The 25,144-nt window shown below is 71.5% G+C and carries 23 protein-coding genes; 12 read left to right on the top strand and 11 right to left on the bottom strand.

All coding sequences use genetic code 11. From position 1 onward, the window contains the following. Positions 1-82: 82 nt before the first annotated feature. The gene (locus Q0444_RS07715; RefSeq protein WP_291082546.1) at positions 83-715 is read right to left on the bottom strand and encodes a nuclease-related domain-containing protein; all 633 of its coding nucleotides are present in this window, start codon (positions 713-715) and stop codon (positions 83-85) included. A gap of 429 nt (positions 716-1,144) precedes the next feature. Here Q0444_RS07715 and Q0444_RS07710 point away from each other — a divergent pair, with 429 nt between their 5' ends. Together Q0444_RS07710 and Q0444_RS07705 are read left to right on the top strand one after the other, a co-directional pair. After that, a complete protein-coding gene (locus Q0444_RS07710) occupies positions 1,145-2,395 on the top strand; it encodes an LLM class flavin-dependent oxidoreductase (protein ID WP_291082549.1) in 1,251 nt (416 codons plus the stop codon). After that, positions 2,392-3,093 carry a CE1759 family FMN reductase gene (locus Q0444_RS07705; RefSeq protein ID WP_291082552.1) on the top strand — a complete coding sequence of 234 codons (702 nt, stop codon included), beginning with the start codon at positions 2,392-2,394 and terminating at the stop codon, positions 3,091-3,093. Before Q0444_RS07710 ends, Q0444_RS07705 begins: the two co-directional genes overlap by 4 nt. Positions 3,094-3,136: 43 nt before the next feature. Here the strand turns inward: Q0444_RS07705 and Q0444_RS07700 are convergent, their stop codons facing one another. Further along, the gene (locus Q0444_RS07700; protein WP_291082593.1) at positions 3,137-3,403 is read right to left on the bottom strand and encodes a hypothetical protein; all 267 of its coding nucleotides are present in this window, start codon (positions 3,401-3,403) and stop codon (positions 3,137-3,139) included. A 44-nt stretch (positions 3,404-3,447) separates the two neighbouring features. After that, positions 3,448-4,371 (bottom strand): mycothiol conjugate amidase Mca, encoded by a 924-nt coding sequence (mca, locus tag Q0444_RS07695; RefSeq protein ID WP_291082556.1) that lies wholly within the window; start codon positions 4,369-4,371, stop codon positions 3,448-3,450. A 116-nt stretch (positions 4,372-4,487) separates the two neighbouring features. On the opposite strand from mca, the gene Q0444_RS07690 reads away from it, so the two are divergent. From Q0444_RS07690 to Q0444_RS07665, 6 genes are all read left to right on the top strand, one after another. Then, positions 4,488-4,946, top strand: a complete 459-nt coding sequence (locus Q0444_RS07690) for a DUF4307 domain-containing protein (RefSeq protein WP_291082559.1) — start codon at positions 4,488-4,490, stop codon at positions 4,944-4,946. A gap of 123 nt (positions 4,947-5,069) precedes the next feature. Further along, positions 5,070-5,567, top strand: a complete 498-nt coding sequence (gene greA / locus Q0444_RS07685) for a transcription elongation factor GreA (protein ID WP_291082562.1) — start codon at positions 5,070-5,072, stop codon at positions 5,565-5,567. Between the two features lie 93 nt (positions 5,568-5,660). Further along, positions 5,661-7,889 (top strand): AAA family ATPase, encoded by a 2,229-nt coding sequence (locus tag Q0444_RS07680; RefSeq protein WP_299022689.1) that lies wholly within the window; start codon positions 5,661-5,663, stop codon positions 7,887-7,889. After that, positions 7,886-9,193 carry an McrC family protein gene (locus Q0444_RS07675; RefSeq protein WP_291082571.1) on the top strand — a complete coding sequence of 436 codons (1,308 nt, stop codon included), beginning with the start codon at positions 7,886-7,888 and terminating at the stop codon, positions 9,191-9,193. Before Q0444_RS07680 ends, Q0444_RS07675 begins: the two co-directional genes overlap by 4 nt. Continuing rightward, the gene (locus tag Q0444_RS07670; RefSeq protein ID WP_291082574.1) at positions 9,190-10,305 is read left to right on the top strand and encodes an SGNH/GDSL hydrolase family protein; all 1,116 of its coding nucleotides are present in this window, start codon (positions 9,190-9,192) and stop codon (positions 10,303-10,305) included. The genes Q0444_RS07675 and Q0444_RS07670 overlap by 4 nt, the downstream gene beginning before the upstream one ends. A gap of 44 nt (positions 10,306-10,349) precedes the next feature. Next, positions 10,350-11,570, top strand: a complete 1,221-nt coding sequence (locus Q0444_RS07665) for an acetyl-CoA C-acetyltransferase (RefSeq protein WP_299022686.1) — start codon at positions 10,350-10,352, stop codon at positions 11,568-11,570. 278 nt (positions 11,571-11,848) lie between these two features. On the opposite strand, the gene Q0444_RS07660 is transcribed toward Q0444_RS07665, so the two are convergent. After that, positions 11,849-12,712 (bottom strand): Bax inhibitor-1/YccA family protein, encoded by an 864-nt coding sequence (locus Q0444_RS07660; protein WP_291082577.1) that lies wholly within the window; start codon positions 12,710-12,712, stop codon positions 11,849-11,851. A gap of 251 nt (positions 12,713-12,963) precedes the next feature. Between Q0444_RS07660 and Q0444_RS07655 the strand changes: the two genes are divergently transcribed. Next, the gene (locus Q0444_RS07655) at positions 12,964-13,626 is read left to right on the top strand and encodes a PadR family transcriptional regulator (RefSeq protein WP_299022682.1); all 663 of its coding nucleotides are present in this window, start codon (positions 12,964-12,966) and stop codon (positions 13,624-13,626) included. A gap of 8 nt (positions 13,627-13,634) precedes the next feature. Here Q0444_RS07655 and Q0444_RS07650 read toward each other — a convergent pair whose 3' ends face one another. Further along, positions 13,635-14,588, bottom strand: coding sequence for a serine protease (locus tag Q0444_RS07650; RefSeq protein WP_291082584.1), 954 nt, complete (start codon positions 14,586-14,588; stop codon positions 13,635-13,637). A gap of 203 nt (positions 14,589-14,791) precedes the next feature. Between Q0444_RS07650 and Q0444_RS07645 the strand changes: the two genes are divergently transcribed. From Q0444_RS07645 to Q0444_RS07635, 3 genes are all read left to right on the top strand, one after another. Beyond that, on the top strand, positions 14,792-15,151 hold the full coding sequence (locus Q0444_RS07645; RefSeq protein ID WP_299022679.1) for a hypothetical protein: 360 nt from the start codon (positions 14,792-14,794) through the stop codon (positions 15,149-15,151). Between the two features lie 109 nt (positions 15,152-15,260). Then, the gene (locus Q0444_RS07640) at positions 15,261-15,422 is read left to right on the top strand and encodes a hypothetical protein (RefSeq protein ID WP_291082590.1); all 162 of its coding nucleotides are present in this window, start codon (positions 15,261-15,263) and stop codon (positions 15,420-15,422) included. A 61-nt stretch (positions 15,423-15,483) separates the two neighbouring features. Then, positions 15,484-16,830: a flavin monoamine oxidase family protein gene (locus Q0444_RS07635; protein WP_299022675.1), complete on the top strand. Its 1,347-nt coding sequence runs from the start codon at positions 15,484-15,486 to the stop codon at positions 16,828-16,830. A 9-nt stretch (positions 16,831-16,839) separates the two neighbouring features. On the opposite strand, the gene Q0444_RS07630 is transcribed toward Q0444_RS07635, so the two are convergent. From Q0444_RS07630 to Q0444_RS07605, 6 genes are all read right to left on the bottom strand, one after another. Next, on the bottom strand, positions 16,840-18,003 hold the full coding sequence (locus Q0444_RS07630) for a Wadjet anti-phage system protein JetD domain-containing protein (RefSeq protein ID WP_299022672.1): 1,164 nt from the start codon (positions 18,001-18,003) through the stop codon (positions 16,840-16,842). After that, positions 18,003-21,389 carry an ATP-binding protein gene (locus Q0444_RS07625; protein WP_299022669.1) on the bottom strand — a complete coding sequence of 1,129 codons (3,387 nt, stop codon included), beginning with the start codon at positions 21,387-21,389 and terminating at the stop codon, positions 18,003-18,005. Before Q0444_RS07625 ends, Q0444_RS07630 begins: the two co-directional genes overlap by 1 nt. Continuing rightward, positions 21,382-21,957 carry a DUF4194 domain-containing protein gene (locus Q0444_RS07620; protein WP_291080636.1) on the bottom strand — a complete coding sequence of 192 codons (576 nt, stop codon included), beginning with the start codon at positions 21,955-21,957 and terminating at the stop codon, positions 21,382-21,384. Before Q0444_RS07620 ends, Q0444_RS07625 begins: the two co-directional genes overlap by 8 nt. Beyond that, positions 21,954-23,387: a DUF3375 domain-containing protein gene (locus tag Q0444_RS07615; protein WP_299022665.1), complete on the bottom strand. Its 1,434-nt coding sequence runs from the start codon at positions 23,385-23,387 to the stop codon at positions 21,954-21,956. Before Q0444_RS07615 ends, Q0444_RS07620 begins: the two co-directional genes overlap by 4 nt. Before the next feature lie 184 nt (positions 23,388-23,571). Continuing rightward, on the bottom strand, positions 23,572-23,712 hold the full coding sequence (locus Q0444_RS07610; RefSeq protein ID WP_291080634.1) for a hypothetical protein: 141 nt from the start codon (positions 23,710-23,712) through the stop codon (positions 23,572-23,574). Positions 23,713-23,802: 90 nt separating this feature from the next. Continuing rightward, positions 23,803-24,996, bottom strand: a complete 1,194-nt coding sequence (locus tag Q0444_RS07605; protein ID WP_299022693.1) for a family 1 glycosylhydrolase — start codon at positions 24,994-24,996, stop codon at positions 23,803-23,805. Positions 24,997-25,144: the final 148 nt, after the last annotated feature.

Below are 25,144 nucleotides of genomic sequence, written 5' to 3'. Positions count from 1 at the left end.
CCACCTCACCAACCCACCAGGCAGCACACGACGCACACGCAGACGCTAACCGCAGACGGCCTGGTGCCCCCTCTCGGAGGCCTCACCGCCGCCAGGTGCCCGAACGCCGGGCGACTTCATGGACGGCATCGATCTCCCGGATGTCCAGTCGCTGCGGCTGCGACTCGAGGAACCGTGTGATGCCACGGCGGGGAACCACCGCGACCGCACCGTCGGCGGGCTGACTCTTGACGGTGAATCCCCCGCGGGCCCCTACGACCGCGATCAGGCCACTGGCGTGGACCGGGAAGCCGACGTGCTCGGTGAGCAGTCTCGATGCACGCCTCGCCTCGTGCCGGGCTTTGCGGACGTACGGGACGCGGGTGCCGTTGACCATGAACGTGTCCCCACCCACCCAGATCGACGCTGTCGGATGATGCTTGGAGTTCACGGTGAAGACTCCCCCAGGCCCGATCACCACGTGGTCGATGTCGGCGCCTCGCTCACCCACCTGCACCGCGTGCAGGATCCTCCACCGAGGACCCAGCCTGGCCAGCTCCCGGGCGACGGCCTCTTCGCCGTCCGCGCCGATGCGCCACGCTCGCTCGGCGGTCTTTGCCCCGCCCACCCGGGCGAAAATGTGGCGGAGCGTGCCCTGTGCCTGGCGCTCGGCGAGTGCACGCTCGCGAGCGGCCGCACCGGCACGTACCCCGGAGAGGTCGCGGCCGCTCCCCATTGACGGAGGAGCCGAGGGGCCAGGTGAGGACGGCGGCGGCGGCACAGGCAGCGGCACCGGCCCCACCTGCGGTGATTGTCCGCACTGACGACGTTCCTGCGCCTCCAGGTGATCCCCGATCGCCTTGCGCAGCAATGGGAGGTTGGACATGTCATCCGAGTGGAAGCGACCTGACACCAGATCGAGATAGCCGAGGTCCGTTCCGCCGGGTGTCTCTGCATACAGACGGACTTGCCCGTGTCGGGCCCACCGCCGGACGATCCACTCAGTCTCTCGACCCCCTTGTGTCAACGACGAATCCTCACACCCGACGCGGTTGTGCGCAGAGGAATGGACCGTCCCACGGAGCAGGAATACTCCCGCGGGGACTTTTGTTTGACATGTCAGCAAGTTAGGATAAGCGGCATCACCGACGAAAGGCTCGCCATCATGCAGTTCGGAATCTTCTCCATCGCCGACATCACCCCGGATCCCCTGACCGGGGCCGTAGCCACCGAGCACGAGCGGCTCGACGCCGTGGTGGAGTACGCGGTGCAGGCCGAGCAGGTGGGACTCGACGTCTTCGCGCTGGGCGAGCATCACAACCCGCCCTTCGTCACGTCGTCTCCCACCACGACGCTCGGCTACATCGCGGGCCGGACCTCGGACATCATCCTGTCCACCGCCACGACGCTCATCACCACCAACGACCCGGTGAAGATCGCCGAGGACTACGCCATGCTCCAGCACCTCGCCGGTGGCCGGGTGGACCTCACGATGGGCCGCGGCAACACCGGCCCGGTGTACCCGTGGTTCGGCCAGGACATCCGGCAGGGCCTGCCCATCGCGATCGAGAACTACGAGCTCCTGCACCGGCTGTGGCACGAGGACGTGGTGGACTGGGAGGGCAAGTTCCGGACGGCCCTCCAGCAGTTCACCTCCACCCCGCGACCGCTCGACGGCATCGCCCCCTTCGTGTGGCACGGCTCGATCCGGTCGCCGCAGATCGCCGAGCAGGCCGCCTTCTACGGCGACGGCTTCTTCCACAACAACATCTTCTGGCCGATCAGCCACACCAAGCAGATGGTGGAGCTGTACCGGCGCCGCTACGAGCACTACGGTCACGGCGCCGCCGACCAGGCGATCGTCGGCCTGGGCGGCCAGTTCTTCGCGCGGAAGAACAGCCAGGACGCGGTCGACGAGTTCCGTCCCTACTTCGACAACGCCCCGGTCTACGGCAACGGTCCCTCGATGGAGGACTTCACCGCCCAGACCCCGCTGACGGTGGGATCGCCGGAGCAGGTGATCGACCGCTACATGACCATGCGCGAGCACGTGGGCGACTACCAGCGCCAGCTGTTCCTCATCGACCACGCCGGCCTGCCGCGCAAGACGGTCCTGGAGCAGATCGAGATCCTGGGCACCGAGATCGTGCCGGTCCTGCGGCGCGAGCTAGACGCGCTGCGCCCGGCACACGTCCCGGACGGCCCGACCCACGCCGCGCGGGTCGCCGCCCGCGACGCCGCCCTGGCCACCGCCGGCGACCCCGCCTACTCGGACGCCTATCGCTTCGGCACCGGTGACAACTGGACGGGCCTGACCGCCGAGGGCGGTCAGCGCGCCCAGGAGCAGTCGCTCGCGCGCGCCCGCCGCGACCAGGCCCGCCTGGCCGAGGCGCCGGCCGGGAAGGGGTCCAAGTGAGCACCCCGCAGAACGCGAACGCGGCGGGGCGGCCGCTCAACCTCGTCGTCGTCTCCGCCGGAACCTCGGTGCCGTCCAGCACCCGGATGCTGGCCGACCGGCTCACGTCCGCCACCCGCCACGCCCTCGCCCGCCACGGACACGACGTCCACGTGACCGTCCTCGAGGCCCGAGAGCTCGCACACGAGGTGGTCGACGCCACCATCACCCGCTTCCCCGGGGAGAGGCTGGCCGCGGCGATGGACGAGATCTCCCGGGCGGACGGGCTGATCGCGGTGACGCCGACGTACAACCAGTCCTACTCGGGCCTGTTCAAGGCGTTGTTCGACGTGATCGAGCCCGGCGCGATCGCCGGCGTCCCGGTGGCGCTGGGCGCGACCGGCGGGACCGCCCGGCACTCGCTGGCGATCGACTACGCGCTCCGCCCGATGTTCGCCTACCTCAAGGCCGACGTCGTGCCGACGACCGTCTTCGCCGCGTCAGAGGACTTCGGCTCCGTCACCACCTCGGCAGACGAGGACTCGCTGGCGACACGCACCGGCCGCGTGGGCACGGAACTCGCCGACTACATGCTCCGCTTCGCCGGGGTGACCGGAGGCGCGGTGGCGCCCACCCGGGCGGACGAGGGGCGGGGGCGCAGGACCGACGACGACGAGTTCGGCGACTTCGTCCCGATGGGCGACCTCCTGGGTCGCTGATCGGCCGAGGACGGCCCGTGTGCGTCTGGGGTCGCCAGCGAGGTCAGGAGTGATCGGCGCCCGGAGTGCGCTCCACGCCGGACCTGTCTGTGCCCTCGTCCGCCAACTGGTCCGGCTCGGGATGCTCGGCGTCGAAGCTCTCGGGGAGGTTCTTGATGTGCTTGTTCATGTTGCGGATGAGCAGCACGGTGGCGATGAGCAGCAGCAACACCACGGGGATGCCGATCGGCGAGGCCTTGCCGAACTCCGGGCCCATCGGACCGTCGTTGTACCCGGGAGTCCCCGGCGACTGGTTCTGCGCCACCACCATCACCGACTGGTACGCGAGGATCTGGACGTCCGGTCCCAGGGTGATCATCTCGGGTCCTCACTCGTGCTCGGTCCGACGGGGAGCGCGACGTACGGGTCGACTCCCTCGAACAGGTCTGACTCGTATTCTCCCTCAGCCGGCTGAGGGAAGCCCACCCGGCTGGCCGCGAGCTCGAACTCCTCGGTCGGCCACACCCGCTGCTGCATCTCCACCGGGGCCGCGAAGAACCAGCCGTTGGGGTCGATCTGGGTGGCGTGGGCCAACAGCGCCGAGTTGCGCTGCTCGAAGTAGTCCGCGCACTCCACCCGCGTGGTGACCCGCTCCATGATGTCCGGGCGGTCTCCCCACCGGGAGAGGAACTCCTCGAAGTGGCGGACCCCGTCGCGGGCGAACAACTCGTCGTCGAGCCGCTGCAGTCGGCTCTTGGGGAACCCGTGCGTGTAGTAGACCTTGGCCACCGCCCACGGCTCGCCGGCGTCCGGATACCGGGTCGGATCGGCGGCCGCGTCGTAGGCGGCCATCGACGCCGAATGCACCTTCAGGTGATCCGGGTGGGGATACCCGCCGTTCTCGTCGTACGTGATGATCACGTGCGGGCGGAACTCGCGGATCCTGGCGACCAGGGCGGCGGTGACCTCGTCGTCGTCGGCAAGGGCGAAGCACCCGGGAGGCAACGGGGGCAGCGGATCCCCCTCGGGCAACCCCGAGTCCACGTAGCCCAGCCAGTGGTGGTGGACGCCCAGGATGTCCGCCGCGCGCGCCATCTCGCGGCGCCGCACGCGGGGCAGGTCGGCGGTGACGTCGGGGCGGTCCATGGCCGGGTTGAGGATGCTCCCCCGTTCGCCGCCGGTGCACGTCTCCACCAGCACGTTCACCCCCTGCGCGACGTATCTGGCCATGGTCGCGGACCCCTTGGACGCCTCGTCGTCGGGGTGGGCGTGCACCGCCATCAGCCGGAGACCGGCCATCGTCGCACCTACCGTTCCTCAAGAGCTCGTTTCTGGATGTCCGCCCCATTCTATGGACCTCCGGCCCGGCGGTGCCCCCGGGCCGGTCCGCGGGAGGGCCCCGATACCCTGGGTGCATGAGTGAGTCGAGGTCGGACGCCACGCCGCAGGTCCCCGTGACCCCACCGGCCGGGCGCTACGACGACGCCGAGACCGGGTCGGCACTGACGGGCAAGGTCATGGCCGGGTTCCTCGTGGTTCTCGTCGGCGCGCTCCTGGTGGCCGGCGTGGTGACCATGTACCGCCTCAACGCCACCCCGGACATCACCGGCGAACTGTTCGGCGTGACGGTCGTCGACGACGGGCGGACCGACCTCGTCGTGAACGTCACCCGCGACGACCCGGCCACGCCCGTCTACTGCATCGTCCGCGCCCAGGACCAGACCAAGGGCGAGGTCGGCCGGCGCGAGGTGTACGTCCCGCCGTCCGAGTCCGGCACCGTCCAGGTCGAGACCTCCGTCGCCACCTTCTCGCGCGGATTCACCGGGGACGTGTACGGCTGCGGCGACGACGTCCCCGAGTACCTGCGCAGGTGACGGCCCCTCTCCGGACGCGACGCAGGTCAGTGCTGTGTTAGCATCGTCCCATCAGCACGGCTCCCACTGCGGAGCCGTGTTTTCGTTACAGCACCACGCACACGAACAGATTGGAGTGCGCTCATGGCGAACGACACCCAGGTCTACTGGCTCACCCAGGACTCCTTCGACCGCCTCACGGCCGAGAAGGAGGCGCTGATCGCCAACCGCCCGGTGATCGCCGCGGAGATCAACGAGCGGCGCGAGGAGGGCGATCTCAAGGAGAACGCCGGGTACCACGCCGCGCGCGAGCAGCAGGGCCAGGAAGAGGCCCGCATCCGCCAGCTCGACGATCTCCTGGCCACCGCCCAGGTCGGCGAGACGCCCACCGAGACCGGCGTCGCGCTGGTCGGGTCGGTCGTCCGCGCGTACTACAACGGCGACGAGGACACCAAGGAGACGTTCCTCGTGGGCACCCGCGGCGAGGGATCCGGCAAGGACGACCTGGAGATCTACTCCCCCGAGTCCCCGCTCGGCAAGGCCATCCTCGGTGCCAAGATCGGCGAGACCCGCGAGTACACCGCCCCCAACGGCAAGACGGTCTCCGTGACCATCGTGACCGCGGAGCCGTACCAGAGCTGACCGGGCTCATCCGGGTTCCGGTGGTAGGTTCTTGACGAATGTCGGGCCCGGATCGACCAGCCCGATCCCACGCCCGCGCAGCAGGAGTTCCACGTGTCACACGGTTCCCAGGACAGGCCCTTAGGCCCGGCCCCGACGATCGAGGCGGCGGCCGAGCGGGTTCTGGGACCGGCGCTGCGCACCGGCCAGTCGCCGTTCGAGGAGGACCTCTACACGTGGACCCCTGAGGTCGCGGAGGAGCTGGTCCGGCGGCTGGACGCCGACGCCGAGGAACAGTCCGGCGACTCCACCCGCTCCCCCGTCATGCAGGCGCTGCACGACCAGCTGGAGGGGGCCCCGCGGCCGGTGCTCCTGCTGGCCGCGGAGCTCCTGTACGTCCAGCAGTTGCCGCTGTCCACGGTCACCTCCCGCCTCAAGCGGGGGCGGATCCGCGACGTCCTGTCCTGGATGGAGAACCCGCCCGAGATCCCCGCCGACCTGGACGAGGCTCTCGGCGAGAAGGGCCCGCTCACCGGCGGGCTCGGGTTCAACGTCCAGATGCGGGAGCACCTGCGCTGGCTGTGCTCATTCGTCATCCACTGGGCCGACCTGGACGCGACCGAACGCGACGCTGCGCTGACGGACCCGTGGGAGTTCCAGCGCGCCGCCCGCTCGACGCCCGGCGACTGGCGGGCCATCCGCTACAGCCTCCAGTACCTGGCGTGGCCCGGGTACTTCCAGCCGATCGTCAAGCACGAGCACAAGACCCGGATCCGCGACGCCTTTGCCGACCTCATCGGCGGACCGTCGGGGATCGACGAGCTGGACATCGACCAGGACCTCCACCGCATCTCCGAGGTCCTCAGCGCGCAGCTCGGCCAGCCGGTCGACTGGTACCGGGGCGCCGTGGCCAACCAGTGGCAGCGGCACCGCGACGACCACTCGCGGCGGGCCTGGCTGGTCCGGCCCGGCCGCGGCGGGGTGGGACAGGCGGGCCAGTGGGTCGCGCAGAACCGCATCGCCCTGCCCGCCTCGCACCTGCCCCGCATCCCGGCGCACGCCAGCCGCCTCGAGGTCTCCCAGGCCGTCGAGCAGGGGTACCCGCACCTGGACTACCAGGCCCGGTTCCAGCTCACCGCCGAGCTGCACACCTTCCTGTCCCGGATGAGCCCGCAGGACGTGGTGGCCACCGTCGCCGACGCCAAGCTGCACCTGGGCACCCTCACCGACGACCTCGGCTACGTCGAGGACGGTGGCCAGCAGCTCGAACGCTCCGTGCGGTGGAGCGCGGTGACCCTCGACCTGGACACCCTCCCCAGCCCGCTGTCGGAGCTGATCGGGGAGCCCGGCACGGTCGTCGACCTCACCGACGGCCTGGACGCGCTGCTCGCGGTCATGCACCCCGGCCGCCACTCCGCCGAGTCCGCCGTGATCGAGGCCCCCGGTGCCGGCACCGTGCCCACCCTCCCGGAGGTCACCGAGGAACTCGCCGACGGCCTGCACATGCCGCGCAAGGAGTTGCAGGAGATCGTCGACACCCTGCAGCAGCGGCAGCAGATCGTCTTCTACGGCCCGCCCGGAACCGGCAAGACTTACCTCGCGCAGGAGCTCGCGCGGTTCCTGGCCGGCGCCGACGACCCGAGCCGCGTCCAGCTGGTGCAGTTCCATCCCAGCTACGCCTACGAGGACTTCTTCGAGGGCTACCGACCGACCCTCACCGAGTCCGGCCAGCCCGGATTCGCCCTCCAGGCGGGGCCGCTGCGCCGCCAGGCCGCCCGCGCCACGTCCGACTCGGGCCGCGAGCACCCCAGCTTCCTCATCATCGACGAGATGAACCGCGCGGACCTGGCCCGCGTGTTCGGCGAGATGTACTTCCTGCTGGAGTACCGCGACCGCACCGTGCTGCCGCAGTACTCCCCCGACACCTCGTTCCGGCTGCCCCGCAACCTGTTCATCATCGGGACCATGAACACCGCCGACCGGTCGATCGCGATGGTCGACGCCGCCATCCGCCGCCGCTTCGCGTTCATGGAGCTCCACCCCGACACCCCGCCGGTCGCGGGCGTCCTGCGCCGTCACCTCGAGGCCCGCGGCGCGAGCACCGAGCCCGCGGAGCTGCTGGAGGCGCTCAACTCCGAGATCGACGACTCCGACCGCGACCTCCGGATCGGCCCGTCGTACTTCATGAAGGACCAGGCCACCGAGCCCGGCGGGCTCGAGGCCATCTGGCGCTACGACCTGCTGCCGCTGCTCGAGGAGCACTACTACGGACGCCTGACCCGCGCGGAGGTGCACGAGCGCTTCGGCCTGGCCGCCCTGCGCCGGAAGATCGGCCGGGCATGATCGCTTCCTCGACGGACTCCGCGTCGGAGTCCATCGAGTTCGACGAGTTCGACCGCCGCGGCCGGCTCGTCTCGCTGAGCTGGGAGGGGGCTCAACACCTGTCGCAGACCGGGCTGGTGGAGGTCCTGCCCGCCGGCCGCGACACCTGGCGGCTGATACCGAGCGGGCGCGTGGGGTCGGTGCGGGTCGAGGGCCTGTCCGTGCGGGTCCTGCCCGCCGCCAGCCTGGGCCTGACGCAGCTGTTCTTCCTGCTGGACCACGCGGCCGACGACGCCTTCCTCCCCTCGGCCGTCCAGGCGCGGGACGACGACGAGTTGTGGTCCGCCGTGGCCGAGTCCATGGCCAGGTTGGCGCATCAGGCCCTCTCCGCCGGGCTCCTCCGCGGCTACCGCAGGGTCGACGAGGCGCTGACCACCGTGCGCGGCCGGATCCGCCTGGGAGACCAGATCCGCCGCCACCCGGGCATGACCATCCCCCTGGAGGTCACCTACTCGGAGTTCACCCCGGACATCGCCGAGAACCGGATACTGCGCACCGCCGCGCACCGGCTGCAGTTCCTCCCCGACCTGCCCGACGCCACCCGTCGGCGACTCGCGATGGTGGACGCGCGGTTGTCGGACGCCTCGCTCATCCCGCAGGGTGCCCCGGTGCCCGCGTGGACGCCCAGTCGGCTCAACGCCCGGTTCCAGGACGCGCTGGCGTTGGCGGACCGGATCGTGCGTCGGATCTCGGTGGAGGTCGAGGACGGGCACGCGGCGTCGGCGGCGTTCGTCACCGAGATGCCGGCGTTGTTCGAGCGCTTCGTGGCGGCCGAACTGACCGCCGCCCTCGACGGCCGTGGCGGACGGGTGCTGCAGAACCCCGTCGTCAACCTCGATTCCGGGACCGAATCCCCCGACGCCCCCTCCGGCCGCCACGGTGCGCCCGCCGCGGACGGCGACCACATCTCCGTGCGCACCGGCCTCGTGTACGAGGTCGACGGCGATCCGGTCACCACCTTCGTGCCGACGTATCCCACGGATCGCCGCGCCCGCGCCGCCGAGCACTACAGGCTGCTCGCCGCGTGCACCGCGCTCGGGGTGGACCGGGCCTACCTCGTGTACCCGGCCCAGCGACGCGGCGACACGCCCCAGCCCCGGCGGATCGTGCACACCGACATCTCGATCGTCGAGTACCCGGTGGATCTCTCCGGGGGACCCGCGGAGAGCCGCAGGGCTATCGTCGAACTGGCGGAGCAGGCCCGCACGCTGATCGCCCCGCCCGCCGCCCGCCACCGGACCGAGGGGAGAAGACACGCCCGATGAGCTCAACAGATGACCCGGCCCGACGCATCGTGGTCAACCTCGCCCTGGTCGCCGTCGGCACCGCCGGCGCGTACCGCGGGGCGTACGAACTCCTCGCGCAGCAGGCCAGGATCGCCCGGAAGGTCATCCCCAAGCCCAGCACGCGGCCCTTCGCCGGCGACGGCCTCTACCGGCCGGGCGCCGAGACGGCCGAGCCCTGGCGGCCCGGCATGACGTGCGACGTCCACATGATGATCTTCGGCGACTCCCTGGCCGCCGGCCTCGGCGCGGACACCGCCGGCGAGCTGCCCGGCGTGCTGTTGGCCCGCGGCCTGGCCGAGGAGTCGGGGTGGGACGTGCGGCTGAGCATCAAGGCGATCGTCGGCGCCACCTCCAAGGGACTGCCCGGCCAGGTCGAGGCCATGCAGATCGCGCACGGGCGACCCGACATCTCCGTGATCCTCATCGGCGGCAACGACATCACCGCCCGCAACGCGATCGGCCCCTCCGCCCGGCGCGTGGGCGAGGCCGTCGGGGCGCTCCGCGAGGGCGGCTCCCACGTGGTGGTGGGCACCTGCCCGGACCTGGGGATCATCAAGCCCGTCCCGCAGCCGCTGCGCTCGGTCATGGCCACGCTCAGCCGCCGGCTCGGCAACGCCCAGGCCGTCCAGGTCCGCCGGGCCGGTGGCGTGCCGGTGTCCCTGGCCGAGGCGCTGGCGCCGGAGTTCCACAAGCGCGGTGAGAGCCTCTTCTCCCCCGACCGCTTCCACCCCAACTCCGCCGGATACGAGCTCGCCGCGGGCCTGCTCCTGCCGGCGGTGTGCGAGGTGCTCGGCGTGTGGGACGAGGCGACGGACGAGGCCGCCGCCACCGTCGACGCGGTGGCGGATGCCGCCGGCGAGGAGCCCCGCGACTCCGTGGTCGCCCGCCTGGCCAAGCGGCTCACCGATTTCGTCCGTACCCACGAGGACGCGGACGATGAGGTCCAGAACACGTTCCTGCATAATGAGGACGTGGACGGCCAACCCGAGGGCACGGGCGAAGCCCGCGAGGCAGTGGACACCCTCCGCCGCCGGAGTCGGATCCTGCGATTGACCCGCTCCACCCGGGACCCTGAGGACTCGGAGTCCTGACCCCCGACCACACAGAGCACTCACCTGCAATGAAGGAGCTTTCCATGCCGGAAGCCGTTATCGTCTCGTACGCCCGTTCCCCGATCGGGCGCGCCAACAAGGGTTCCCTCGTGGGCATCCGCTCGGATGACCTCGCCGCCCAGATGGTCCGCGCCGCGCTGGACAAGGTCCCGGCGCTCGACCCCACCCACATCGACGACCTCATGCTGGGCTGCGGCCTGCCGGGCGGCGAGCAGGGCTTCAACATGGGTCGTGTCGTCTCCGTGCTCGCCGGCCTGGACACCGTCCCCGGCACCACGGTCAACCGCTACTGCTCCTCCTCGCTGCAGACCACCCGCATGGCCCTGCACGCGATCAAGGCCGGCGAGGGCGACGTGTTCATCTCCGCCGGTGTCGAGACCGTGACCAACTTCGCCAAGGGCACCGCCGATCACTGGCCGGACACCCACAACCCGAGGTTCGCCGACGCGGAGGCCCGCACCATCGCGCGCGCCGAGGCCGGCGCCGATGTGTGGACCGACCCCCGTGAGGCCGGCCTCCTGCCGGATGTCTACATCCCCATGGGCCAGACCGCCGAGAATGTCGCGCAGCTCACCGGCATCACCCGCGAGGAGCAGGACCGCTGGGGCGTCCGCTCGCAGAACCGCGCCGTCGAGGCCGTCGAGCGCGGCCACTTCGCCAACGAGATCACCCCGGTCACCATGCCCGACGGCACCGTGGTCTCCACCGACGACGGCCCGCGGCCCGGCACCACCTACGAGAAGATCTCGCAGCTCAAGCCCGTGTTCCGCCCCGACGGCACGATCGCGGCCGGCAACTGCTGCCCGCTCAACGACGGCGCGGCCGCGCTCGTGATCATGTCCGACACCAAGGCCAAGGAGCTGGGCCTCACGCCGCTCGCGCGGGTCGTCTCCACCGGCGTCTCGGGCCTCTCGCCCGAGATCATGGGCCTCGGCCCGGTCGAGGCGGTCAAGAACGCGCTGCGCATCGCCGGCAAGTCGGTCTCCAACATCGACCTGTTCGAGATCAACGAGGCGTTTGCCGTCCAGGTGATCGGCTCCGCCCGCGAGCTCGGCATCGAGGAGGACAAGCTCAACGTCAACGGTGGCGCCATCGCGCTCGGCCACCCGTTCGGCATGACCGGCGCCCGCATCACCGCCTCGCTCATCAACAACCTGCAGGCGCAGGACAAGCAGTTCGGCGTCGAGACCATGTGTGTCGGCGGCGGCCAGGGCATGGCCATGGTGCTCGAGCGCCTCAGCTGATCCCCACCTGACGCCCACCTCGCGGCGTCCCGAAGAGCGTTCCGACCGCATCGCCCGAGTGGCGGCGGTCGGAACGCTCTTCTCGTCTCCGCCCCTCCGGCTCACGCTGCCCCTCCGGCTTGCGCTGGCGGAATGCTCGCAAATCGCTCGCTTGCGCTGGGGGTCCGGACCGAAGCGGCAGCGCAACCCGAGCTCTCCGCCGCCCCGAAATGCCGGCGGCCCCGGCTCCCCACGCAGGGGGCCGGGGCCGCAGGTCGTCGGCTAGGAGCCGCGTCCGATCAGTTGCGGAAGTAGCTCATCAGTCGCAGGATCTCGATGTACAGCCACACCAGGGTGACGGTCAGGCCGAGCGCGACGCCCCACGCCATCTTGGCCGGGGCACCGGCGCGCACGAGGCGGTCGGCGTTGTCGAAGTCCAGCAGGAAGCTGAACGCCGCCAGGCCGATGCACAGGAGGCAGAAGGCGATCGCGATCGGGCCGCCGTTGTACAGCGGGTTGGTGCCCGTGAAGAAGCTCAGCAGGATGCTGCCGAGTGCGGCGAACAGCACGCCGACCAGGGCCGCGGACATGAAGCGCGTGAACTTGGGCGTAACGCGGACGGCACCGGTCTTGTAGACGAACAGCATTCCCACGAACACGCCGATGGTGCCGAGGATGGCGCTGCCGACCGCACCCAGCACGCCCCCGGTGCTCTGCAGGTCGATGGTGAACAGGTACGTGGCGGCGCCGACGAACAGTCCCTCGAAGGCGCCGTAGGTGAGGGTGACGGGCGCGGAGTCCATCTTGCGGGCGAAGGTGGCCACGAGCACCGTGATGAGTCCGCCGATGCCGCCGACCAGCAGGAGCGGCATGAGCAGGCCCGGGTTGCCGTCGATCAGGGTGAAGGCCAGGACGCCCACCACGCTGAGCAGGCCGAGCGTGATGGCGGTCTTGGTGACCACGTCGTCGATCGTCATGGGCCGCGTGTCCGCGCCGAACTGCGGCTGCACCTGGGGCGTGCCGTAGCCGGGCTGGGCGCCGAAGCCCTGCTGGCCGTACTGGCCCTGCTGGAAGGTGGCACGGCCGGCACCACCGAGCTGGGTGGCGCCACGGGCGCTGTCCTGGGACAGGGAGCTGAAGACCGGATTGCTGCTGCTGCGCATCGAGGTCCCTTCGGATAGTCGGGGAAGGTCGGTGATCGAGAGTCCCCGCCGGGTCAGCGACGAATCACTCGTACCACTGCAACGCGCGGGCCCACCTGAGTGTTCCCGTCGTCGTGACACCATCCTGCCCGACTGGTCACCCGACCAACAGCGTGGGCGCTAACGATATGTCGTTGACAGTCGTTGGAGTGGCGTTGATACTCGTGGACGAAGCGGGCTCCACGCGGGGGCCCCGGACACCAGGAGAGACGATGCGCAACCACGACATCGGACATCCGCGACACGGCGGCCACCCCGGCCGCCCGCGCGGGCATCGCAGGGGTCATCGCCACGACCACGGTCACGGCGGGGGGCCCTTCGGACCGGGCGGGCCGTTCGGACCCGGCGGACCCTTCGGCCCGGGTGGGCCGTTCGGACCGTTCGACGAGGGACGCGGGATGCGGCGCGGCGCCCAGCGGCGACGACGACGAGGGGACGTCCGGCACGGAGCGCTCCTGCTGCTGGCGGAGGGGCCAATGAACGGCTACGGGATCCTGCGCGAGCTGGCCGAGCGCAGTGGCGGGACCTGGCGACCCAGCTCGGGCGCGGTGTACCCCGCGCTGTCGCTCCTGGAGGACGAGGGACTGATCGGCCCCGCGGAGGACGCCGGTCCCAAGCACTACCAGCTCACCGATGCCGGCCGCGCGGAGCTGGAGCACCTCGCCGACCGCCCCGCGCCGTGGGACGACGCCACCGAGGAGGCCACCTCCCGACTCGGCGGGGACGCCGAACTCTGGAAGGCCTTCGGCGACGCCGCCATGGCGGTGCGGGCCGTCGTCCAGACCGGCGACCAGGCCGCCGGCGCCGCCGCGACCGAGGAGCTGGTCGCGCTCCGCAAGCGCCTCTACGGCCTACTGGCGGACGCCGACGGCTGAGCGACCCGTCAGCCCACGCCGTTCTTCTCGAGGAACCGACGCAGGTCGGCGGTGTCGGTGATGAAGTTGAACGCCTGGCTCTCACCCCGGATGGTGTACGAGTTCACGCCGACGACCTTGCCCGCCTCGTTGACGGTCGGACCACCGGACATCCCCGCGCTGATGTCCGCGTTGATCTCGTAGCCGGCCACCCCTCGCGGAGAGATCTGCTTGGACGAGATCGTTCCGGTCTTGAACGAGGGGTTTTGGATGGACATCGTGTTGGAGACGTCGGCGACCGCGGCGGGGAACCCGATCGACGTCACGCTGTCGCCCGTCTGCGGGTCCTCGTCCGCGACGTTCATCACCGGGGGCTGGGAGTCGGGGCGGAGCCCGTTGGCCCGGAGGAGGGCGAGGTCCCCCTTCTCGAACGGCAACACGTCCACGACCTGCACCGGGATCCAGTCGGAGATGGTGGCGCCGTCGATGTTCGGCTGCTTGGTCATCACCTGCACCTCGATCTCGGATCCGTCCTTGAGACCCTCGACGGTCCAGTTGATCTCCGCATCGACCCTCTCCTCCTCGGTGACGTCGTAGTCCGAGAGGAATGTGCTGATCAGGGCGGAGCGCCCCTCGTCCTGATCCACACAGTGCCCGGCGGTCATGATCTCGCCGCCCTCGCCCGCCATCCAGCCCGTGCAGGAACCGACGGCGGTGACCTCGTCGGACCACACGTACTCGCCGTTCTCGCCGCCCGGGTACAGGACGTACCCCGTGACCGTGGTCATGAGGAAGACCACCGAATCCTCGAGCACCTGCGGACTCACCGACGCGTTGTCGGCGGACGGGGAACTGGACGCGATCGTGCCCGTGCCGCCACCGTCGGCGGGCGGGTCACTGGTCCCGAGGGAGAAGCTGCATCCGGCGGTCGTGGCGAGCGCCACGGCGGCCAGGAGGGAAAGGGACGATCGTCGTAGGCTCACGCCGCACTCCTTAGCCATGTGAGGAAACCCTCACGGTGTGGGCGTGACGGACACTACTCCGGATCAGCACGATTCCCTAGAGGATTCTTTCCGCCACAACCACCGCCGCCGTCGCACACTCCGCCCAGAGACCACCCGAAGGGACCCGCCATGACCGCCCTCGTCGTCTAGCCCACGAGGCGCCGCCGCTGACCGGGCTGGCAGTGGACCTGCTCGTCGTGGGCACCCCCACGCACGCCTTCGGCCTCAGCCGGGAGGGCACCCGCGAGGACGCCCACCGCCGCGGCGGCGGGCTCATCACCTCGGGCGTGCGCGAATGGCTCGACGCCGCCGGCCGGGCCTCCCTCGACGTGGCCACGTTCGACACCCACGTCCGCCACCCCGACCTACCGGGACACGCCGGCAGGAAGATCGCCAGGAGACCGAGAAAGTTCGGGTGCCGGCTGGCGGCGGACCCCGAGACCTTCTACGTCGACGGCTACGAGGGGCCGCTTCTCCCCGGCGAACTGGACCGGGCCCGGGAGTGGGGCGCCCGGCTGGGAGGCCCCGGCGGGCGGACCTGACCCGGCTCGCCGACCTGCGGTTGCATATACCCCTAGGGGTATGTAATCTCGGGAGTGCCGAGCTGCCCGAACCGGGCCGCCCGATTTCGACTCCCCGAGGAGAACAGACATGTGCCGTCAAGCCACCTGCAAGAAGTGCGGAAAGACCACCTGGGCCGGCTGCGGGATGCACGTCGACCAGGTGATGGCCGGCGTGCCCAAGTCCCAGCGCTGCCCGGGCCACGAGGCCGAGCCCAAGGAGGGCTTCTTCGCGAAGATGTTCGGCCGGTAGTACCCGACCACCACGCCGGGACCCCTCGGCGGGGGCAGACTGGTCCACGAGGAGTGATTCCATGGACCGGTCGGTGGACGTGGTGGTGGTCGGCGCGGGCATCGCCGGGTTGGTCGCCGCGCGCGAGCTGACCCGGGCCGGCCGCGAGGTGATGGTCCTCGAGGCCCGCGACCGCGTCGGCGGGCGGTTGCTCAACGCCGAGCTGCCCGGCGGCACCCCGATCGAGATCGGCGGACAGTGGGTCGGCCCCACCCAGCACCGCGTCCTCGCGCTGATCCGCGAGCTGGGCCTGCGGACTTACCCCACCCATGTCGCGGGCCGGCACATCGCCGAGCTCGGCGGTGCCAGGTCGGAGTACACCGGCCGGATCCCGCGGCTCGATCCCGTCACGCTGGCCGACATCGGCCAGACCCAGTGGCGGCTCGACCGCATGGCCGCGGCCATCCCGCTCGGCGAGCCGTGGACCGCGGTCGGCGCCGGCCGGCTCGACCGCCAGACCTTCGACACCTGGCTCGCGCGCACGGCGCGGACCCGCCGCGGCCGGGCCTTCTTCCGCCTGGTCACCGAGGCCGTCTTCTCCGCCGGACCGGAGGACCTCTCCGCGCTGTGGGCCGGGTTCTACATCGGCTCCGCCGGCGGGGTCGACGCCCTGATCGACACCGCCGGCGGGGCGCAGCAGGACCGGGTGGTGGGCGGGGCGCAGGTGATCGCCCTGCAGATGGCGCGCGAGCTCGGCGACAGGGTCGTGCTGGACAGCCCGGTCACCGGGATCGAGTGGGGCGACGCGGGGGCCCGCGTGCGCTCCGACCGCGGGACCGTGAGCGCCCGACGCGTGGTGATCGCGGTGCCGCCGCCCCTGGCGTCGAGGATCCGCTACTCCCCCGGGCTGCCCGGCGACCGCGATCAGCTGGTCCAGCGGATGCCCATGGGCCGGGTGATCAAGGTCAACGTGGTCTACGCGGAGCCGTTCTGGCGCACCGACGGCTGGAGCGGCCAGGCCAACAGCGACTCCCGCCCGCTCGGCACGGTCTTCGACAACACCCCGCACGACGGCGGGCCCGGGGTGCTGGTCGGATTCCTCGAGGGCCGCCACGCGGACCGCGGCGCGCGGATGACCGCCGCCGATCGCCGGGCGCTGGTCCTGGAGGACCTGGCCGGCTACTTCGGCCCCCGCGCGCGTGAGCCGATCGGGTTCATCGAGCGCGACTGGGCCGAGGAGGAGTACAGCCGCGGGTGCTACGGCGCGTTCGCCACCCCGGGGACGCTGACCCGCTTCGGCCCCCACCTCCGCCGCCCCGTGGGCCCCCTGCACTGGGCGGGCACGGAGACCGCCACCCGGTGGGCCGGGTACATGGACGGCGCGGTCGAGTCCGGGCAGCGGGCGGCGCGGGCACCCTGGTCCCCCTAGTCTGCCCGCTCAGCCTCCGTCGACCCCGTAGGGCAGTCGGTCCATCGCCCACGCCCAGTCGATCCGTTCCTGCTCCAGCCTGACCCGCTCACCCAGGCGGTCGGAGACCAGGTCGTCGTAGACGGCGGCCTCCCGCGGCGTGAGCCGGTCCAGCGTCGCGCTGGTGGGGGTGGTCTCCCGGCCCCACCGCTCGCGGTGCGCGGTCAGGGTCTCGGCGTCCATGAGAAAGGACCGGACATGCGGCAGGTGCACCCGCAGCCGGTGGAGGATCGCGAACCCGTGCGTGTCGAGGTCCCCCCAGTAGTGCACCTCCGCCCCGCCGAGCGCCCCCCACCGGCCGAGCCGGGCGACGTCGAACCCCTTCCCCCAGATCAGGACACCGCCGACGGGGACGGGGAGCGTGAGGTAGGTGATCTCGTTCTCCACCACCACGGCGTCCGAGACCGCCCACTCGAGGTCGTCGAGCTCGTCGGCGCGGACCGACAGCTCGGACACCGGCACGGGCGCCGCGGATCGGGACGGCCGCAGCCGCACGTACTCGGGTTTGCCGCGCAGCCCGAGGTCGGTGAGGAACCCGCCCGCCTGCCGGGACACCCCGAGCAGCTCGGCGAGCACCGGCCGGTGGCCCTCGACGAACTTGGTGTCCACCCCGGGGGCGTCGATCTGTCGGAGGTACCGATCCGACCCCCGGGCGGCGTCGAGCCAGCGGTACGCCGCGAGAAGCTGCGACCAGTCACCCGCGTGGGACAGCGCGGACACGGGAGTGCGGAGCAGCCAGTCCCGGACCGCCGGGTCGGGGGACGCGGCGAGCATCGCGCGGAACTCGGTGACCTGCCCGCCCGCCCCGAGCAGCCGCCAGGCCTGCTCGAAGCGCTCGACGACCGCGTGCGACGGGATCCGGTTGCGCCCGAACCGCCTGCCCCCGACCTCCTTGTACCGCACGGTGTAGCGCTCGCCGGCGCGGCTGCCGTCCTCGATCGCGGCCGCCCAGTCCTGGACCTCGCCCAGCCGCTCGCCGAGCTCTGCGGTCCGCGGGCCCGCGAGCGGGATCTCGAGCGCCTCGAACGGTTCGCCGCGGCCGAACGCGCCGAGCAGGGTGCCGTCGTCCCACCGCCGCCGCACCTTCGCCCGCACGGTGTCGGGGGTCGCCCACCGGCGTCCGTCGCCGGGCATCAGCCGCCTCCGCGTTGCTCGTGGTATTCCTCCGTGGTCATCATGACGAGCCGGGAGTAGCGGCCCTCGACGTTGTCCACGTAGCCGATGGAGCGGACGTACGGCGCGATCACGTGGACCTTCTGCAGCGGCGTCACGATGAGCAGCTGGATGCCCAGCTTGGCGAACAACTCGAGGGCGTACCTCGTGGACGCGTCGGACCCACGGCCGAAGGCCTCGTCGATCACCGCGAAGCGGAAGTCGCGGGCCTTCTCCGCGCCCCACTCCAGGCCGAACTGGTAGGCCAGCGACGCGGCGAGGATGGTGTAGGCGAGCTTCTCCTTCTGCCCGCCGGACTTGCCGTCGGAGTCGCGGTAGTGCTCCCACTCCTCGTCGGTCTCGCGGTCGCGCTCGGACGCGGAGAAGGTGAACCAGTTGCGCACGTCGGTGACCCGGTCCCGCCACGTGCGGTCCGTGTCGCTGTGCCCCTCGCGGCCCCGAAGCCGCTCGAGGATCACGCGCACGTCCTGGTAGCGCTGTTCCGAGTAGCGGTCGTCGCCGCCGATCGCGTCGTCTGTGACGGCCCGCAGGTCCGATCGGAACGCCCGGACCTCCTGGTTGACCGTGTTCTCGCGATCCAGGCGGACGTAGCGGCCGGGGTTGAAGTCGATCGCACCGAGCGCCTCGTTGATCCGCTCCACCTTCTGCTGGATGTCATCGGCCTGGCGCAGGAGCCAACTGTGGAAGCCGGCGAGCTCGCGGATGGCGTTGGTCTTGAGTTGCTTCTCGAACTCCTCCACGAACCGCGGCAGGTCGTCCTGCGCCACCTGCTCGTGGAACCGGACGTACTCCGCGCGGGCGTCGACGGACTGGTCCATCTCGGTGGTCTGCTCCGGCCACCTCCGCCGGATCTCGGCCATCCCCTGCTGCAGGCTCGTGGTGTACCCGTTGAGTTCGCGCTGCGTGCGGTCGACCTCCTTGTCGAGCGCGTCCTGCAGCCGTCGCTCCACCTGGTGGGTCTCGTCCGCCGTCTCCGCGCGGGCGCGGCCCTCGCGGTCGCGCAGCCTCGGGTACACCTCGCGGGCCGCGGCGCGCAGCTCCTCGCCCAGCTCGGTGAGGGTGCGCTCGTCGCCGGCCATCTGCCGGGCCTCGTGGTCCGCCCGGCTCTTGGCCCCGCCCAGCGAATCGGCCAGCGCGCGTTCCGTCGAGGTGAGCTCGCCGGCGTGCGCGTCGACCTGGTCCAGGCGCCGGTTGATCTCCGCCAGCTCACTGCTCCCCTCCAGGAGGCGGCGGCGTTCGGCGTCGGCGGCGTCGGCCCGGTCCCGGGCCTCCTCCCAGTCCAGGTCGCGCCACACCGGGTGGTCGCCCAGCCGGGCGAGCGCGGTGTGCCGCTCCCCCATCGCCCGCTGCTCGAGCGTCACCGCCTCGAGCAGCGCGGCGGCCCCGTCCACCTCCCGGGTGAGCTCGGCCCGCCGCTCCTGCAGGGCGGCGACCTTCTGCTCGTTGCGCCACCCCAGGACCCACCCTCGGGGATCGTCGGCCCGCTGCCTGTCGTCCTTGACGTGACGATCGCGCGAGCGGACCTGGCCCTCGCGGGTGACCGCCCGGTCGGCGCGGCGGAACTCCTCCAGCGTGCCGGCGCAGAGGTGGTCCGCCCTTGAGAACAGCTCCTTGTGCAGGTAGCCGCGCAGCGGGGTGTCGGCGACCTCCAGGGTGTCGGCCAGCATCAGGCCGTCGACCTGGGGCCGCTGCAGCGACAGGTGACGCTCGGGGACGCGCTCGTACGTCAGCCGGGCCCCCACCTCGCGTCCACCGGGGCGGCGCGCGGTGAGCCGCCGGGCGTTGACCCACTCGGCCACGTCGGCGTAGTGACGCTGGGGCACCAGGAGGGACACGGCGAAGCCACGCAGGACGCGTTCGGCGGCCCCCCTCCACTCGGCGTGCTCCTCGGACACGTCGAGCAGCTCGCCCGCGAACGGCAGGTCCGCCTCCTCCACCCCGAGGTCCGCGCAGAGCTCGCCGCGGATCTGCAGCTGATCGGCCGGCAGGTTGCTGCGCCGTCCCACCAGGCTCGCCAGCTCCTCCTCCACCCCGCGGAGCTGGGCCTTGTGCTCGCCGTGGCGCAGGACCAGTCCGGTCTCCCGCTCCTTGAGGTCAGCGGCGTCGGACTCGAGCTCGGCGCGGAGGCCGCTCACGCGGACCTCGAGGGCGGCGAAGCCGGTGGCGTCGCCGACCGGGTCCAGCCCCGCCCGGGCGACGGCGTCGTCGAAGCGCCGGCGCCTGCCGCGTCGGTCGTCGGCCTGCTCGCGGGCCTGTTCGGCCTGCCCTTCCAGCTCGGCGATCCGGTTGCCGCCGGCCCGGGCCCGCGCCGCCACGAGGTGCTCGCGCTCGATCACCAGGGCACCCGACTCGCCGCGCACCCGGTCCAGCTGCGCGGTGAGGGACCCGACCTCGGCGCGGAGCGTCTCGAGCCGGGCCCGCCGCAGCTCGATCCGGAGCTCGGCGAAGTAGGGTCGCAGCGCGTCCCGTTCCTCGCGCAGGCCGTCCCGGCGCTCGAGCGCCGCGTCGTACTTCGCGATGGACTCCACCACCGGCCCGAGCGCCTCGAGCTGTGCGCGCGCCCGCTGGACGGCGTCGTAGGACCGGGTGAGGTCATCGAAGTGCCGGATGATCCCCTCGACCCGGTCTCGGGAGTCGGCGGGCTCGAGCATGTGGGTGCGGACGAAGTCGTTGAGGTCACCCACCGCCTTCATGGACACCGTCTGGTGGAACAGCTCCATCGCCTGCTCCGACCGGATGCCCAGCAGCCGCCGCATGGTGCGGCCGTAGGGCGGGAAGTCCTTCTCCACCACCGCGCCGTCACGCCGCAGCCGCTTGAGGAGGTCGTTGATGTCCGAGCCGAAGTCGGTGAAATCCGCCTCGATCGACATCGACCGGTCCGCGGTGACGAACCGGCGCCAGGGCTGCCCGGTGGCGTCCTGCTGCTGGAACACCTGCGCGAGCGTCACCTGCTCGTGGTAGCCCTCGTTGGCAAACACGCCGAGGATCACCGAGTACGACCGCCGGTCACGCAGCGGGACCGGCCGGACGCTGCCGGTGGCCTCGTTGCGTTCGGTCTTGTGGTGGCCCTCGACGTAGGACCGCAGGGTGCGCTCCTTGCGCGAGGCGCCGGCCGCCTTGTTGTAGTCGATGCGGTGCGACGGAAGCATGAGGGTGCTCACCGCGTCGACGAGCGTGGACTTGCCGCTGCCGATGTCGCCGGTGAGCAGGAGCGTCTCCCCGCCGGGCTCCAGCCGCCAGACGCGCTGGTCGAACGTGCCCCAGTTGAGCACCTCCAGCCGGGCGAGCCGGAACCCCGGCCGGCCGGGCGCGGCGAGGTCCACCGAGGAGAACAGCGCGTCAGTCATCGTCGTGTCCCCCGTCGGCGTACTCGGCCAACCTGGCCGCGAAATCCGAGAGCGTCTGACCGTCCACGTAGGCCTTGAGGATCCGGCGGACCTCCCACGTGTCGCGGCGGCCCCGGAGCTGTCGCAGGAATCCCATGGCCACCAGCCGGTTGATCGACGTGTCCACCTGCTTGAGCACCCGGGCCTCGTCGGTGCTGCGGGCCAGGAACAGCTGGATCATCTCGGCGATCTCGTCCGACGTGAGCACCAACTGGCCCTGGTCCCCGGCCGACTCGAACTCCACCATCCGCTTGCGCAGCAGGACCAGCAGCAGACTGTCCGCGTAGGTGAGGGCCCGGCGCCTGATCACGCGGGGTAAGGGGTCCTCGCCGTCGTCGGGTTCTCTCGTGCGCAGGTACGCGTAGCCCTCGTCGGCGTCCACCACCACGTCCAGGCCGATCACGGCGAAGTGGTCCCGCACCGCACCGCGGTGCCGCAGGAGGTCCTCCCACGCGTCGGACTCCTGGTAGACCACCCCCTGCATGAGGCGGATGGCGCTGGTCGCGACGGCGCGCTCCTCCGGCGTCATCGGCGCCGCACCTCCACGCGGGGCATCCGGGCCCGCATCGGTCGGCCGGCCTCGTCGTAGGAGATCACGGTCTGCTCCGTCTCGTCCGCGGTGACCTCGATGTCCTCGCTGTCCAGCGCCAGGTACCCCACCAGTTCGGCGGCGCCGTGTTCGACGGGGTACATGGCGATCACGTCCTCGAGCAGGGCCGTGCCGCGCTCGGGGACGAGCGACCGCAGCCGCGCGGCGAGCCGGGCCGGGTCGACGATCACCTGCTGGGCGAGGACCGAGGTGTCCACCTCCTCCTGCCGGGCGGGCGGGAGGAGGCTGTCCACCTCGGCGGCGGGGCGCACGCTGTGGAGCGGCCGTTCGGTGGGCAGGGCCACGTCCACGCCCGTCTGTTCCAGCTCGAGCCCCACGTCCGGCGGCGGACCCCCGCGGAGCGTGAGCGCGGTGGCCTCGATCTCGCGGACCAGGTCCAGCACCCGCCTGTTCTCCAGCCAGATCTGGTCGTCGGTGAACCGGCGGAGCTGCTCCGAGATCTGCCGGACCGTCATCTGGGTGCGCTCGGCCGCCTCGGCCCAGCCGTGGTGCACGGTGCGGATGCGCCGGTCCGCCCCCAGGTCCTCGATGGACGTGAGCCTGTCGAGCAGCACGGACAGCTCCTCCTGGCTCGACGAGGACAGCAGGAGGTCGTAGAACGCCTGGAAGCTGCGTCCCTGATCGGAGGAGTCGATCCGGCTGCGACCGGTCACCAGCTCCTCCAGCAGCTCGCCCTTGTTCCCCTCCCAGGTGGCGATCCGCTCGCGGGCCGAGCGGTCGAGCGCGCGGAAGTTGTCCTCGACCTCACGGAAGTCGCTGAGCAGGTCGCGGGCGGTGGAGGCGAACTGCTGGTAGCGGTCCCGGACGGCGGTGATGTCCAGCAGGCCCGCCCCCGGATCCTGCTGGATCTGGGCGATCTCGCGCTCGATCTCCTGCTTGCGGCGCCCGAGCTCCTGCAGGCGCACCTCGGGGTCCACCTCCGTGCCCTGGGCGATCTGGCGCAGCAGCTCGATGGCCGTCTGGAGCCGCGACTCCGTGCCGACGAACTGCCGCACCTGCAGGCTCTGCACCCACGCGTACGCCTTCTCCAGCGCCGGGGTGGCGTCGTAGTGGATCTCGTCGGTGCCGAGCGGGTAGAACCGGCGCAGGTAGCCGGCATCCGTCGAGGCCCAGTCCGCGAGGTAGTCGGCGGCCGGGCGCAGGAAGCGGGGAGTGTCCGGTTCCTCGGAGTTGAGCAGGTAGAGCTCGTCGTCCAGCGCGTCGACCAGGGTCCCCTCGGGGCTGGCGCCGCGCCCCTCCTCCACGAAGAAGCGGCCGAGGAAGGACAGCAGCAGCGGCGCGTGGGTGGCGCGGAGCATCCGCCACGCGGGATGCCGCTCGCGCAGCGCGTCGATCGCGGCGAACTCCACGCGCTCTCCTCCGATCGGGGCTGGGGTCTGGCAGGGCTCCCGACAGTCTAGGAGTGACCCCTGACACCCGTGACCGGAGGCGGTGCTGCGCGCGAAGCACGTGCCGGGGAACGAGACCGGGGACGACGACGAGGGTGATCGATGCGGGGAGGGGGGCGGTCGCCCTGATCGCGGGAGGGCGCGCTCAGGAGCCGAGGCCGAAGCGGGCCGCGAGGTACGGCAGCAGCCCCATGCACCCCGGCGTCAGGGCCAGGCACGTCGCCTCGCCCGGCCCGGGGCCGAACAGGTATCGCAGGGGGTTCTCGATCGAGCCGGGTGGGAACATGACCTCACTCCTCGCAGCCGTGTGACGGTGTTCCCGAGGTATCGCTCCCGCCCGCGGCAGCGTTAGCCGCCCCGGTGTCCGCTCGACCGCTCATCGCCCACCCAGCCTGGCCAGCGGCCCCGCCGCCGACACCGGCTCGAGGCAGCTGTCGGGGATGGTGGAGAGCGAGCACCACGCGGCCGGCAGCACGGGTCGGTAGCCGTCGCCGACTCCCCCGGCGGAGATGATCTCCCGATACGCGTCGACGCCCGACGTCGGCCGGCGGGTCAGCGACGGGTCGCCCAGGACGTCCACGCGGTACAGCCCGAAGCGGGCGGAGTAGTCGCCCCACTCGTAGTTGTCCACCAGCGACCAGTGGTTGTAGCCGATCACCGGGTACCCGTCGGCCACCGCCCGCTGCAGCCAGAACACCGTGTCGCGCAGGACGTCGCCGCGGTCGATCCCGTCGGCCCGCCCGCCGTCGCGGGTGGGCATCCCGTTCTCCACGATGTAGATCGGCTTGCCCGGGTACGCCCGCGCGTAGTGCCTGACCGCCTCGTAGATCCCCTCCGGCTGCGGCCGCACGGCGGCGAAGTCGTCCCACGCCGCGTTGATGGCGGTGAGGTTGTTCAGCGCGACGCCGTAGTAGTAGTCGATCCCCACGTAGTCCACCGCCTCCGCGACCCGGTCCCCGATCAGCGTGTCGGTGAACCCGGTGGCCAGGGGCAGGTAGGCCTCGTTCATCGTGACCATCGCGCCCGGATCGGCCCGGTGGGCGGCGGAATAGCCGAGCCGGTGGGCCGCCTCGACGGCGTCGAGGAAACGCGAGAAGTCGGTGACGCCCACGCGGCCGAGGGTCATCTCGTGCTTGAAGAAGACCAGGGGTTCGTTGAAGGTGACCCACATGGCGCCGTCGCCGGCCCAGCGCTCGGTGATGAGGTCGGCGAACCGGCCGAACGACTCCACCGCGGCGCCGCCGAGCATCCCGCCCTCGTCGGCCAGCCAGCCGGGGTACACGTAGTGGACCATGGTGATCATCGGGGTCATGCCGTGGCTGCGGATCGTGTCGATGATCCGGTCGTAGTGTCTGAGGGCCTCGTCGTCGTACCGCCCTTTTTCCGGTTCGATCCGCGCCCACTCCACGCCGAGCCGGAAGGTGTTCACGCCCATGGCGGCGGCGTTGGCGATGTCCTCCGGGTAGCGGTTCCAGAAGTCCACCGCGTCGCCGACCGGGTCCGTCTGCCCCGTGGGCGAGGTCGCGTCGACGTAGCGCTTCCAGTTGGAGTCCGGGTTGGAGCCCTCCACCTGGAAGCCCGAGGTGGCCACGCCCCAGTGGAAGCCGGCGGGGAGGTCGGCGGCCGCCGCCCCGCGGCCCCACGGCCGGGGGACCCCCCCCCCGCGCCGGGCCCCCGGGCCCACCCGCCCCCCCCCCCCCGCGGGCCCCCCGCCCGCC

The sequence above is a fragment of the uncultured Dietzia sp. genome (assembly GCF_937873725.1).
GTDB lineage: Bacteria > Actinomycetota > Actinomycetes > Mycobacteriales > Mycobacteriaceae > Dietzia.
This window is presented reverse-complemented; position numbering and strand designations above follow the sequence as displayed.

Coding starts and splice junctions, on each gene's coding strand:
- Q0444_RS07610 (WP_291080634.1), bottom strand. CDS start 23,712: ATGTTCCCACCCGGCTCGATCGAGAACCCCCTGCGATACCTGTTCGGC.
- Q0444_RS07620 (WP_291080636.1), bottom strand. CDS start 21,957: ATGACGCCGGAGGAGCGCGCCGTCGCGACCAGCGCCATCCGCCTCATG.
- Q0444_RS07660 (WP_291082577.1), bottom strand. CDS start 12,712: ATGCGCAGCAGCAGCAATCCGGTCTTCAGCTCCCTGTCCCAGGACAGC.
- Q0444_RS07640 (WP_291082590.1), top strand. CDS start 15,261: ATGTGCCGTCAAGCCACCTGCAAGAAGTGCGGAAAGACCACCTGGGCC.
- Q0444_RS07690 (WP_291082559.1), top strand. CDS start 4,488: ATGAGTGAGTCGAGGTCGGACGCCACGCCGCAGGTCCCCGTGACCCCA.
- Q0444_RS07710 (WP_291082549.1), top strand. CDS start 1,145: ATGCAGTTCGGAATCTTCTCCATCGCCGACATCACCCCGGATCCCCTG.
- Q0444_RS07630 (WP_299022672.1), bottom strand. CDS start 18,003: ATGCCCGGCGACGGACGCCGGTGGGCGACCCCCGACACCGTGCGGGCG.
- Q0444_RS07665 (WP_299022686.1), top strand. CDS start 10,350: ATGCCGGAAGCCGTTATCGTCTCGTACGCCCGTTCCCCGATCGGGCGC.
- Q0444_RS07625 (WP_299022669.1), bottom strand. CDS start 21,389: ATGACTGACGCGCTGTTCTCCTCGGTGGACCTCGCCGCGCCCGGCCGG.
- Q0444_RS07715 (WP_291082546.1), bottom strand. CDS start 715: ATGGGGAGCGGCCGCGACCTCTCCGGGGTACGTGCCGGTGCGGCCGCT.
- Q0444_RS07655 (WP_299022682.1), top strand. CDS start 12,964: ATGCGCAACCACGACATCGGACATCCGCGACACGGCGGCCACCCCGGC.
- Q0444_RS07635 (WP_299022675.1), top strand. CDS start 15,484: ATGGACCGGTCGGTGGACGTGGTGGTGGTCGGCGCGGGCATCGCCGGG.
- mca (WP_291082556.1), bottom strand. CDS start 4,371: ATGGCCGGTCTCCGGCTGATGGCGGTGCACGCCCACCCCGACGACGAG.
- Q0444_RS07675 (WP_291082571.1), top strand. CDS start 7,886: ATGATCGCTTCCTCGACGGACTCCGCGTCGGAGTCCATCGAGTTCGAC.
- greA (WP_291082562.1), top strand. CDS start 5,070: ATGGCGAACGACACCCAGGTCTACTGGCTCACCCAGGACTCCTTCGAC.
- Q0444_RS07670 (WP_291082574.1), top strand. CDS start 9,190: ATGAGCTCAACAGATGACCCGGCCCGACGCATCGTGGTCAACCTCGCC.
- Q0444_RS07700 (WP_291082593.1), bottom strand. CDS start 3,403: ATGGTGGTGGCGCAGAACCAGTCGCCGGGGACTCCCGGGTACAACGAC.